Consider the following 11922-nt stretch of genomic DNA (forward strand, 5'->3'; position numbering starts at 1 on the left):
CACAAAAAAGCCCCGGAGCACCGCTCCGGGGCTTCCTCGTTGTCAGAGGCTACAAGCTTATTCGATGAAGTCCCGCACGTCTTGCGCCATCTGCTCGATGGAGGGCTGGTGCAGATACATCATATGGCCGGCCGGATAATAGGTCAGCTCAATCCGGTCCTGGTCGTAATAGCCGGGACGGTTGAACGTCATCTCTGTAGCGAAGAACGGCGTCGCCAGATCATAAATGCCGTTGGTGGCCAACACACGCAGATCCTGGTTCTGGCGCATGGCGCGCTCGAGCCAGACGGACGTATTGACGTAATTATTGCGGCCGCCACCCGGACCCGCGTCCCAGTTCCAGTCGCGCACGCCGCCCAGCGTGGTGTAGGGACGGGTTTCATCCACGCCCAGCACACGGGTGTAATAATCCATCATCGCCGCTGTATAGGCGCCGTCAATGCCATAGCCGGAGGGGTCGCCCTCGGGGCTGTCTGACACGCCGATCGGCTCGACACCCGTGAAACGCGAATCAAAGCGGCCAACTGACAGGCCCTGGTCACGCAGCAATTCCGTGCGGAAGCGCGACAGCGTCACGCGCATGTCCGAGCGCTCGATATATTGCTCGGACAGGCCGGTCAGCGCGCTCATGCGCGAGATGACATTCGCCTTGCGCGCTGCGTCGATGTCGTGGCCGCGCACCAGCGCCGGCAGATACTCGTCGGTGGCGAAAGCGCGAGCGTCATCCAGAAAGGCGTCGCGGTCATTGTTCCAGGCCGCGCGGTCCACAAGATTGTGGTGCCAGGCGGTCGCGGCGTAACCGGGCAACAGGCCCACATAGCCGATGTCATTGCCCGGATCGGTGGCGTCCAGACGGAAATCCAGCACGACGGAAATCAGCACGACGCCATTGATCGAGACATCGTTCCAGCCCGCTTCAAGCTGGCGCATCAGGGCGCCAATTCTTGTGGTGCCATAACTTTCACCCAGCAGGTATTTGGGTGAGTTCCAGCGTTGATGCTCGGTCAGCCATTTGCGGATGAAGGCCGCAACGGAGGCCGCGTCTTCATCCACGCCCCAGAATTCTTCGGCCGGGTCGGTGTCGCCCAGCGCCCGGCTCCAGCCGGTGCCGACGGGGTCGATGAAGACAAGATCGGCTTCATCCAGAAGCGTTTCAGGGTTGTCGCGCAGATCAAACGGCGCGGCGCCGTCATCGCGGGCGTCGCTGGGCAACACCACGCGTTGCGGGCCGAACATGCCCATATGCAGCCAGAGCGAGGCCGAGCCGGGGCCGCCATTGAAAATGAAGGCCACCGGGCGCGAGCGCGGATCAGAGACGCCGTCACGCAAATAGGTAGTGGAGAAGATCGAGCCGGTCGGCGCGCCATTGTCGTCTTCCAGATAGGTCTCGCCCGCAATGACGCTGTAGCGGATGCGCTCGCCGTCAGCGGTGACCTGCCCGGTGGATTCCCAGCGTTTCGGTTCCGGGATGTCAGGTGTCTCGTCCTGAGCCATGAGCGGGCTTGTGAACATAAGCGCCGCGCTGAGCGCGGCGGCGGCGGTGCGGAACATATCCGTCTCCTTTTCCCCGTATTTTCCGGCTCTTCGACGTCGCCGTCGGGCCGGTGTTATAATAGTACGTTGTGCGGTCTGGGCGCTCGTCAGGTCAAGTCCAGACATAAGCTTTCGCCCAAACGCAAACCGCCCCCGTCCTGAGGACGGGGGCGGCGGTCCGCGTTGATCTTAGCCCTCGAAGGCGTTGATCAGGGTGCGCAGATGGGCGCGGTGCGCTTTGGCTTCCCGCGATCCCATCAGGTCGGGCATCCAGTCAGGGCCGACCCAGCCTTTCACATCGTGAATGGAGGCGAGGGCGGCTGATCGCGCCACTGGCGCATAATCGCCATTGCCGACAATCGAGATCAGCTGACGCAGATACTCCACCTGCAGGTTCTGGCGATAGGTGTTGGGCTCACCGCGGATATCGGCGGCGTACACCACTTGCGTCAGGTCCTGCAGATAGTCCGCCACCGGATACTCCCCGCCATACTGGCGCGCATCATTCATACGCTCGAGCATGTTGGGATGCAGCAGGTGGGCCATGACAGCGCGTTGCTGGTTGAAGACCCGGTCGTGCAGCGCCGGATCTTCATCCGTGCCGAAATGATCAAAGAAGCGCCGCTGGCGTTGCAAGTGATCGAGATAGGCTTCTTCCGCGGCAAAGGCGTCAGGCCCGAACAACGCGGCGTCCAGCACCTCGAGCGCCTGTTCTTGCGTGTCGCGGGGGACAGGAATGAACGGCGTTTCAGCGCCGGGCTGGCCCACAACCGAGCGGTTGTTGTAGATGCCGCCGATATGACGGCTGGCCACATTAGCCGCGCCGAAGCGTTGACCCGAGAGCACCAGATAGCTGGTCAGCAGAGGCTGATAGGTTTCCCCTTCGATCTCGAAGTTTTCCGGCAGGGTGCGCAAGGTGTCGTTGATGAGCTCGACCCGTTGTCCGGCCCAGCTTACCGGGTCAGACGACAGATCGTTGATCATCACACGCGGGTCAGAGTGCATCCCCGGTGAACGCAGGTCATCGGCGTCATTGCCAAAAGCCAGCGCCGGATCCGTGGACTGCTCCAGAATCGCAGGCAGGGCTTCGGTGTCCGGATTATAGCCATAGTTGATCGCCCATATGTCGTACGGTCCCGGGGTTTCCTGCGAGTACTGTACGCTGGCGCCGGCTTGCATCGGCAGATTGAGCGCCGGGTAATCCATGATGGAGCCGGTCACGGTTTCACCATTGGCCAGCTCATCGAGCGAGATCGTCGAGGTCGCCCGCATATTGTGCATCAGGCCCAGCGTATGGCCGATCTCGTGGATCACCAGATAGTGCAGGGATTGACGGATCAGCTCGTCGACCTCGACGGTGGAGGCGCCCTGCGCTTGCAAGGCCGCGACGCCGGACAGGGTCTCCATCTGCAAGTGTTCGGCAAAGTTGCACATTGCGCCATGGGCGGCGTGATCATGCTCGATCACAGGCTCTCCGGTGGCTTCCGCCAGCTGCTCAGCTGGCAGCCATTGGCTCAGGCCCGCGACGTCAAACAGCTCCGAATAGCGGATGCGGTTCGTCATGAAGACGTATTCGAGCATGATGTCCGCACCCATGATCTCGCCGGTGCGCGGATGGGTGAAGCTGGGGCCGTAGCCGCCAAAGGGCGGGGTCGGCGATGAGGTCCAGCGCAGGACATTGTAGCGAATATCGCCGGCGTCCCAGTCTGCATCATCAGGCTGAACCCGCACGTCGATCGCGTTTGAGAAGCCCGCGGCCTCGAAGGCGATGTTCCAGGTCAGGGCGGCGTCACGAATAATGTCGCGCAGTTCGACAGGCGTGGTGTTCTCGATCCACCAGACAATCGGCTCCACCGGATCTGAGATCTCGGCGGTGGGATCCTGTTTGACGAGGCGCCAGCGATTGATCACGTCGTCATAAGGCGTGACGCTGGTGTCGGTCAGATTGGTGACGCGCTGGCCGAAATAACCGACGCGGAAATCATCCGCGCGCGGCTCATAGCCGTCTTCGGGCAGGGCCAGGAAGCTGTGCTGCACGGTCACCGCCACGGCGCGCGCATCGGTGATCTCGGCACCGCCGCCATTGCGCGGGGAATCTTCTGTGTAAACGTACTCGACGACCACATCGGTGTTTTCGGGATAGTTGCGCACGTCCAGAACGCGGGTGCGGTCGCTGGACAGACGCCCCATCGAAAACGCGTTTTCAGCGCCGGGGCCACGCGGAGCATTGGGCTTGATCTGGGAGAGATCTTCGCCGCTCAGAAGCGAGTCGATCTGAACCAGGAACCGGTCCGGCGCATCCTCTTCACCTTCGGTTTCCGCTTCAATCTCCAGCACAGCCAGTGGCGCGCGCGTGATGTTGGCGCTCGAGGCGCGCGACAGGGCGTTGTCAGGATCAAAGGAGAAGCTTGTGTTCTCTGCGCTGATCTCGATCTCGCCGTAATGCTTGGCGAAGCTCAGAACCCGATTGTCGCGGAACTGGCCGCGGAACAGGCCGGTGCGCGGCGCGCCATCTTCTGCATAGGTGAAATAGACGAATTCGTCGTCGAGCTGGTCGGCAGCGATCTCCATGTAGAGCGCGCCGTCTTCCGGATTGCGATAGAGCGGAAACAGACCATCGATCGTTTCAAACTCTTCGGTGAAACTTTCAATAGTTTCCGCTTCTTCGTCCTCGCCCTCATCTTGGGCGAATGCGGGCGCGCCCGCTGAAATGGCGGCGATGGCCGCTGCAAACCACAGGCTGCGAAACTGCGACATTTCCAAGCCTCCCCTCTTGATTGCCGTACAAGTGTGACAAACTAGGCTGGACACGGGCCAAGAGCAAAGTCGCGATCCGTTACAGTTTGGTCACATTGTGAGACGCCCGTCGACAAACCCGATCCGAACCCAGGCGCAAAGCGAGCCCTTATGAACTATCGTCACGCCTTCCACGCTGGTAATTTTGCTGATGTGCTCAAGCATTTGGTGCTGGCCCAATGCCTTGAGCATCTGGGCGCGAAGCCCAAACCCTATCGTGTGATCGATACGCATGCGGGCGTGGGCGCGTACGACCTGACAGGAGACGAGGCGCAGCGCAGCCCGGAATGGACGCACGGGATCGACCGTTTGATGAAAGCGGACATTCCCGCTGATCTGCGCGAATCGCTAGATCCCTATCTGAACATCGTGCGCGCGATGAATCCCGGTGAGGCGCTGACCTCTTATCCTGGGTCGCCTGAAATCGCGGCCCGTCTGGCGCGCGCGGATGACCGCATTCATCTGTGTGAGCTTCACAAGGACGACTCAGTCACCCTGGACAAGCGCTATGCCAAGGACGCCCGGGTGAAAGTTCAAGCCATGGACGGCTATCGCGCTTTGCCGGGCCTTGTGCCGCCGCGGGAAAAGCGCGGATTGGTGATGATCGACCCGCCGTTCGAGCATCGTGACGAGATGGCGTTCATGGCGCAGGCGGCGAAATCCGCGCTGGAGCGCTGGCCCACCGGCACCTTCCTTTTCTGGAGGCCGCTGAAGGATTTGTGGGCGCAGGAGCGCTTTGACGTCGGCCTGGCGGAATGGCTGATCGCGGATCAGGGACTTGAGGGCGAGAAGCTGCTGCGCGCGGATATGTGGGTGCGCGAGCTGAAGGAAGAGGGCCCGCTCGCCGGAGCTGGCGTCGTGGTGATCAACCCACCGTTCAAACTTGAAGAGCGCTTGCTGAAACTGTTGCCCTGGCTCACCGAGCTTTTGGCGCAGGATGAAGATGCGGGCTGGCGGCTCGATGGCTGCATCAATGATGACAGCCTGATGGTGGACGAATTCTAGAGCCTTTTCAGCGAAAGTGGATGCCGGTTTCGTGGCTCGAAAAGGCGACCAATCGGCTTTAGGCGTCCGCCTCATCGCTGGTTTCGCCGATGCCGAACAGCTTGCCCTTTTCCGTCCAGAACACCACCAGCAGGGCCAGGGCGCCCAGCACCGTGAAGCCCACGGTGATCGGCAGCACCGTGCCGTTATAGCCCTGACCGATCACTGAGCCGAGCACCGCGCCCGCCATAGCCGTGGACGAGCCATAGAGCGCCGCTGTCGTTCCTGCGCGCTCGCCCGCCGGCTCCATGGCAAGGGCGGAGAAGTTCGCCCCGATCATGGAAAACAGCATCAGAGCAGTCATCAACAGCCCGAAATAGACGATGAAAGGCGGGTTGCCGAACAGGGCCAGCGTCATGTTCACGCCATTGACCAGCAAATAGGCGATCAAGGCGGCGTGCGAAATCCGCCGCATGCCCAGCCGGCGCACGATCTTGGCGTTGACGATATTGGCGCCCGCCAGCCCGATTGCGATCACTGCAAAGGCGATCGGAAACCAGGCGCCCAGCTCATAAAGCTCCGCCAGCACTTGTTCAGAGGTGGCGATGAAGGCGAAGAGCGCGCCCATGATAAAGCAGGATGCTGTCAGATAACCGAGCGTTATGCGGTTGGACGCGGCCAGAGCGTAATTGCGCATCGCCGATCCAAAGCGCAGCGGGGTGCGCTTGTTCGGATGCAGGGTTTCAGGCAGCCGGACCAGCATCCAGACCGACAACGCCGCCGCCATCACAAACAGGAAGACGAAGATCTCCCGCCAGCTGCCGCCGAACAGGATCAGCTGGCCGATGCCAGGGGCGAGGATGGGCGCGACCGTGAAGACGGTCATGGCGAACGACATGATCTCCGCCATCCGGCGCCCGGACACGAGATCGCGCACAATGGCCACGGCGATCACCCGCGTCGCCGCTGCGGCGACCCCTTGCAGCGCACGCGCCGCCACCAATTGCCATAGCCCCTGCGAGGCCAGACACAATACTGTCGCCGCCAGATACGCGACGAGCGCAATCAGCAAGGTTCTGCGGCGCCCCAGGGAATCCGAAAGCGGTCCAAAGCCCAGCTGCGCCAACCCGAAGCCGAACACATAAGAGGTGATCACCAGCTGGCGGTCATTGCCAGGCGCGCCCAAAGCCTGCCCCATTTCTGACAGAGCGGGTAGCAGGATGTCGATCGACAGAGCATTGAGCGCCATCAGCAGGCCGACCATGGCGATCAGCTCGCGCGTGGAGATGCGGGGGCGGAGCGGGTCGGGAGAGGGCAGGTGCTGCAAGCGGGCCTCCTGGGCGCCGTCCCGACCGCGATCATTGAGGCTGGGGCTTAGTATTGCGGGTCCGTATCCCAGGGCCAGCCTGCTGGATAATCAGCGGGAACCTGACCGGGGAAGTTCGGGGTACGCTTCTCCAGGAAGCTTGTCACGCCCTCAGCCGCATCTGGCGACATGCCGCGATGGAGGATGGCGCGGCTTTCAAGCCGGTGCGCCTCCATGGGATGACTTGCGCCCAGCATCCGCCAGAGCAGGCGTCGATTCATGGCGACCGAGACAGGCGCCGTGTCTTTCACGAACAGGCGCGCCCGTTCGAGCGCGCGTTCGAGCACGGCTTCGGGGGTGTCTTGCAGTTCGCTCACCAGACCGCGCGCCAGCGCTTCCTCAGCCAGGAATGTCCGGCCCGACAGGCCCCAGTCGAGCGCCGCCTCGACGCCGACCAGACGGGGCAGGAACCAGCTCGCGCAGCCATCCCAGGCAATGCCGCGCTTGGTGAAGGGCAGGGCGAATTTCGCCCCCGCCAGCGCCACCCGCGCATCCATGGGCAAGATCATGGTCGCGCCGATACCGACCGAGGCGCCATTGATGGCGGCCACAACCGGCTTCTCGCTGTCAAAAATACGCAGGTTCAGCCGCCCGCCGAAATCGCGCCATTGCGGATCTGTGTCCACAAGCTCGCCCTCGGCCTGCGCGGTGGCGACGGCGTTGAAGGTTTCAGCGCCCAGCGACAGATCCGCCCCGGCGCAGAAGGCGCGCCCTTCGCCGGTGACAACCATGGCGCGCACGGCCGGATCAGCGTCCGACCGGTCAAATGCGTCCGCCATCTCTTCGCCCATCACTGTGGTGAAGGCGTTCATGGCGTCTGGCCGTGACAGGGTCAGAAGCGCGACGCCGTCCTGAACGTCATAGCGAATGGTGGAATAGCTCATATCACTCCCCGAAAGTCTGTTTTTCGGAGAGCTTAAGCGCTTAACGCCCGGTCGTCAGCTGCTGTGTCGCGCCTTAGACGTTGAATTTGAACAGCATGACGTCGCCATCCTGGACGACGTATTCCTTGCCTTCCTGGCGCAGCTTGCCCGCTTCACGCGCGCCGCTCTCCCCGCCATTCGCGACGTAATCGTCATAAGCGGTGGTTTCAGCGCGAATGAAGCCGCGCTCGAAATCGCCATGGATGACGCCGGCGGCCTTGGGCGCGGTCCAGCCCTTGCGGATGGTCCAGGCGCGGGCCTCTTTCGGGCCGGCGGTGAAGTAGGTCTGCAGATCCAGCAGCGTGTAGCCCACATGGATCAGGCGATCGAGGCCGGGTTCTTCCAGGCCGATCTCGGACAGGTATTCGGCGCGCTCCTCGTCTTCGAGAAGCGCCAGCTCGGATTCAATCTTGGCGGAGATGACCACACAGGCTGCGCCTTCCTGGCTGGCGCGTTCTTCGACCACTTTGGAGAATTCATTGCCGGTACCGGCGCTGTCTTCATCCACATTGGCGACAAACATGACCGGCTTGGAGGTAAGGAGCTGGAGCATTTTCCACTCCTTGGCCATGTCCTCGGGAACATCGGCATTGCGGGCCGGACGGCCTTCGCGCAATTCAGCCAACGCCAGATCCACCAGCTCGATGGTGGCTTTCGCGTCCTTGTCGCCAGACTTGGCTTTCTTTTCAAGATTGGCGCGGCGCTTTTCAAGGCTGTCCATATCCGCGAGCATCAGCTCGGTTTCCACGGTCTCGAAATCCGCCAGCGGGTCAATCTTGCCTGCGACGTGGGTGATGTCGCCGTCTTCAAAGCAGCGCAGCACATAGAGGATGGCGTCGGTCTCGCGAATATTGGCGAGAAACTGGTTGCCCAGGCCCTCGCCCTGAGAGGCGCCTTTCACCAGGCCGGCAATGTCCACAAAGTTCATGCGCGCCGGAATGACGTTGGCGGAGCCAGCGATCTCGGCGAGCTTTTGCAGGCGGGGCTCAGGCACCGCCACTTCGCCCACATTGGGCTCAATGGTGCAGAAGGGGTAGTTCGCCGCTTGCGCTGCGGCTGTCTGGGTCAGCGCATTGAACAGGGTGGATTTGCCCACATTCGGCAGACCGACAATCCCGCATTTGAAACCCATGGCGCGCGCCTCTCTTTAGCTCAGCATATGTAGCGACTTTGGCGGGCCGTATAGGCCGAACACGCAAATGAGGGAAGAGGGGCGGACAGAGACGCGCCGTCAGGCGGCGTTCACGGCCTCCAGAAACCCGTCGATCCGATCAGACAGATCATGGGCGTTGGTGCGCAGCTGGGTCGCCATGTCAGCGATCTGTTTCGCGGCGGCGACGGCGTTCGCGGCGCCTTGCATCACCTGCACGCTGTCTTCATCCACGGCTTGGGTTTTCTGGGCGGCGGTCTGAGCCGTGCCTGAAATTTCCGCGACGGCGGCGATCTGTTGCTCAACGGCTGAGGCGCTTTCCGCCGAGGCGGCGTCGATCTCGCTGATCTCTTCCACGATTGCAGCCGCCGTCTTTGAGGCGTCTTGAACGCTGGATTCAAAGCGGGAGATCCGCTCACCGATGGTCTCGGTCAGCTTGGTGGTCTGGGTGGACAGGGCTTTCACCTCGCTCGCGACAACCGCGAACCCCTTGCCGGCTTCACCGGCGCGGGCCGCTTCGATGGTGGCGTTGAGCGCCAGAAGATTGGTTTGTTCGGCCACGGCGTTGATGCCGGAAATGATCTCGACCATGTCCGCCAGCGCCGAGGCCATCTCGCTCATGCTGGCCTGGCTCTCTTGGGTGCGTGCAGCGGTGCGGCGGGTCAGGTTGGAGACGCGCTCGGCGGAGCCGCGCACCTCATTGATCGAGACATTGAGCTCTTCAGTGGCCGCCGCCATGGTCTGTACGCCATTGCTGGCCTCGCGCGCGGCTTCGTTCATGGAGGAGGAGCGCGCCTTGCCGTCTTCCGCGGCGCTGCGAGAGGTTTCTGCAGCCTCGACCACCTGCTCTAACAGCGCCTCCACAGCACGCAGGGTCTGGCCTGCGCCGGTTTTGAACGTCTCGATTTCAGCCTGCAGCGCTTGCGCTTTTCGCGCTTCGCTCTCTTTGCGCGACAGTTCGCCCGCCTGGGCGGTTTCTGCGGCATGCAGCTGTTCTGTCATATGGTTGAGCGCTTTGGCGATCCGGCCAATCTCGTCGGTCCGGTTCTGAAACGCGTTATCCGCGCTGCGATCGCCTTGCGCCACCGCGTCCATGCGCTTGGCCAGGTCGAGCATGGGTTTGAACATGCGCTGGATGACGGGCCAGGCGAGCGCTGCTGTAATCGCGCCTGCGATTGCTGTGGCCATCAAAAATCCAAGCCAGCCCGCGCCGAAGACGGCATAAAGCCCGGTTTTGAGCAAGACGCCAAAGGTCATCAGGCCGAGAAAAACCAGGATGAAACGAATAGAAAGCGGGAGGGAGGGCATGACGCATCTCACAGTTTGTCTGTGTGTTGCTGATGCGTCCCGATCGGTTAATCCCCCCCTAATACGTGTGGAGAAACCCACACGCATCAGGGGGAAATAGAATGAATATTCGTATACTTAGGCTGAACGAACGGATTGAAGAAAGTCATTGATCGTGGCGGACATGCTAGCGGCCTCGCGCTCCAGCTCCGAACACAACTGCGCGATCTGGTCGGCATTGGCGACCGAGGCTTCAGCGCCTTGCATCACCGTGCTGGTTTCCTCGTCCACAAGACCCGTGCGTTCGGCCGCTGTCTGGGCGGAGCGGCTGATTTCAGAGACGGCGGCGGTTTGCTGCTCGACGGCGGAGGCGCTTTCTGAGGAGGCCTGATCAATCTGCGTCATGGCGTCCGCCACGCTTTGCGTCGCCTCGCCGGCGTCCTGAACCAGGGATTTGAAGTTTACGATCCGGGCGTTGATGGTCTCTGTCAGCTTGGTGGTCTGCTCGGCGAGCGCTTTGACCTCGCTCGCGACGACCGCGAAGCCCTTGCCCGCTTCACCAGCGCGCGCCGCCTCGATGGTGGCGTTCAGCGCCAGAAGATTGGTCTGCTCAGCTACGGCGTCGATGCCCGCGATGATGTCGGTCATGTCGCTCAGGGAGTCGCTGATGTCTTCCATCTTGGAGCGGCTTTGCTGGGTCTTGTCTGCGGATGCGGATGTCAGCTCCGCGACTCGGGCCGCAGACCCGCGGAGTTCACCGATCGAGGCGTTCAGCTCCTCGGTGGACGCGGCCATGGTCTGCACGCCTGCGCTCGCGGCCTGCGCCGCCTCGCTGACCTTGGCCAGGCGGTCCCGACTTTCGACGGAGGTCGCACGGGTGGATTGAACGGTTTGCTGCACGTCCTGTGCGGCTTTGGTGACTGTGCTCAAGACCTGGTTGGCGGTTTGTTCGAACTTCGTGATTTCTTCAGACAGGGTTTGCGCCCGCCGCGCTTCAAGCGCCTGCTTGTCCATTTCGCTGCGACGCAGGGTTTCAGCGTCCTGAAGTTTGGCGCAGAGGTCGCGAACCGCGTTGGCGATGCGCCCAATCTCATCTTTACGCTCCAGGAATTGATGGTCCGGCGCATATTGACCCGCTGCCACGTCATCAATGGTGTGCGTCACCGTGTTGAGCGGCGCCAGAGCGCGCCGGCTGACCCAGAAGCCGACCCCGCCCGCAATCGCAAGCGAAATGAGCGCCAGCAGAGCGGTGGTGATCAGGACCGTATTGCGCGTTGCAATCAGTGCAGCCTTCTCGACACCCACATACAAAATGCCGATTGTCTCCCCCTCAGGGGTGAAAACGGGCTGGTAGGCGGTGAAGTAATCCTTGCCCAGGATGGTCGCCTCACCGCGGAAGCCCTGACCGGCCATCATCGCGTCATAGACCGCGCCCTGTCCCAGAGGGGTTCCCACCGCGCGGTCACCGTCGGGTTTGACGATATTGGTGGTGCGCCGGAAGAAATCAGTCTCGGCGTCAGACCAGATAAACAATGTGGCGGTCTGGCCTGTCTGGCGACCCACGGAATCAATCATTTCGTGGGAAGCGAACTCGGGCAGGGCCGGCGCTTCAAGGCGCGTAATCTCGCCCTCTGAATTGTATCGAATGTCCAGTTCCGGCAGGCGTGTGGTCTGCAACGTTGCAGCGGCGACCCGCAAATTCATTTCCTGCGCTTCAGAGGCGGAGCGTGAGATTGAATTGTTGATCACCCAACCAGCCGAGAGCGCCGTCAATGCGACGCCCATGGCGACGAGCCCCAGAATGAGGATGACAAGACGTGTAACCAGGGAACTGAACATGTAAGTCTCTCCTGTCTGTCGTGTGTCTTCTGTGGTGATGGTGT

The 11922-nt window shown here is 61.9% G+C and carries 8 protein-coding genes; 1 reads left to right on the forward strand and 7 read right to left on the reverse strand.

The window, feature by feature from the left end; genetic code table 11:
- Positions 1–57: 57 nt before the first annotated feature.
- Together ACP154_RS08360 and ACP154_RS08365 are read right to left on the reverse strand one after the other, a co-directional pair.
- Positions 58–1551, reverse strand: coding sequence for a S10 family peptidase (locus ACP154_RS08360; protein ID WP_421859957.1), 1494 nt, complete (start codon positions 1549–1551; stop codon positions 58–60).
- A 171-nt stretch (positions 1552–1722) separates the two neighbouring features.
- Positions 1723–4290 (reverse strand): zinc-dependent metalloprotease, encoded by a 2568-nt coding sequence (locus tag ACP154_RS08365; RefSeq protein WP_421859954.1) that lies wholly within the window; start codon positions 4288–4290, stop codon positions 1723–1725.
- Between the two features lie 150 nt (positions 4291–4440).
- Between ACP154_RS08365 and ACP154_RS08370 the strand changes: the two genes are divergently transcribed.
- Positions 4441–5334, forward strand: coding sequence for a 23S rRNA (adenine(2030)-N(6))-methyltransferase RlmJ (locus ACP154_RS08370; RefSeq protein ID WP_421859951.1), 894 nt, complete (start codon positions 4441–4443; stop codon positions 5332–5334).
- 58 nt (positions 5335–5392) lie between these two features.
- Here the strand turns inward: ACP154_RS08370 and ACP154_RS08375 are convergent, their stop codons facing one another.
- The 5 genes from ACP154_RS08375 to ACP154_RS08395 all read right to left on the reverse strand — a co-directional run bounded on the left by ACP154_RS08375 (position 5393) and on the right by ACP154_RS08395 (position 11878).
- A complete protein-coding gene (locus ACP154_RS08375) occupies positions 5393–6640 on the reverse strand; it encodes a multidrug effflux MFS transporter (RefSeq protein WP_421859949.1) in 1248 nt (415 codons plus the stop codon).
- Between the two features lie 47 nt (positions 6641–6687).
- Positions 6688–7563: an enoyl-CoA hydratase-related protein gene (locus ACP154_RS08380; protein WP_421859946.1), complete on the reverse strand. Its 876-nt coding sequence runs from the start codon at positions 7561–7563 to the stop codon at positions 6688–6690.
- A gap of 73 nt (positions 7564–7636) precedes the next feature.
- Entirely contained in the window at positions 7637–8734 is a 1098-nt protein-coding gene (ychF, locus tag ACP154_RS08385; RefSeq protein ID WP_107712549.1) for a redox-regulated ATPase YchF, read from the reverse strand.
- Positions 8735–8833: 99 nt separating this feature from the next.
- Positions 8834–10060: a methyl-accepting chemotaxis protein gene (locus ACP154_RS08390; RefSeq protein ID WP_421859944.1), complete on the reverse strand. Its 1227-nt coding sequence runs from the start codon at positions 10058–10060 to the stop codon at positions 8834–8836.
- 117 nt (positions 10061–10177) lie between these two features.
- Positions 10178–11878: a methyl-accepting chemotaxis protein gene (locus ACP154_RS08395; RefSeq protein ID WP_421859943.1), complete on the reverse strand. Its 1701-nt coding sequence runs from the start codon at positions 11876–11878 to the stop codon at positions 10178–10180.
- Positions 11879–11922 lie beyond the last annotated feature (44 nt).

This window comes from Oceanicaulis sp. (assembly GCF_965249665.1).
Lineage (GTDB): Bacteria > Pseudomonadota > Alphaproteobacteria > Caulobacterales > Maricaulaceae > Oceanicaulis.

Bases quoted from the DNA above. Each gene is read 5' to 3' on its own strand.
- ACP154_RS08395 (WP_421859943.1), bottom strand. From the start codon at position 11,878: ATGTTCAGTTCCCTGGTTACACGTCTTGTCATCCTCATTCTGGGGCTC.
- ACP154_RS08390 (WP_421859944.1), bottom strand. From the start codon at position 10,060: ATGCCCTCCCTCCCGCTTTCTATTCGTTTCATCCTGGTTTTTCTCGGC.
- ACP154_RS08365 (WP_421859954.1), bottom strand. From the start codon at position 4,290: ATGTCGCAGTTTCGCAGCCTGTGGTTTGCAGCGGCCATCGCCGCCATT.
- ychF (WP_107712549.1), bottom strand. From the start codon at position 8,734: ATGGGTTTCAAATGCGGGATTGTCGGTCTGCCGAATGTGGGCAAATCC.
- ACP154_RS08370 (WP_421859951.1), top strand. From the start codon at position 4,441: ATGAACTATCGTCACGCCTTCCACGCTGGTAATTTTGCTGATGTGCTC.
- ACP154_RS08360 (WP_421859957.1), bottom strand. From the start codon at position 1,551: ATGTTCCGCACCGCCGCCGCCGCGCTCAGCGCGGCGCTTATGTTCACA.
- ACP154_RS08380 (WP_421859946.1), bottom strand. From the start codon at position 7,563: ATGAGCTATTCCACCATTCGCTATGACGTTCAGGACGGCGTCGCGCTT.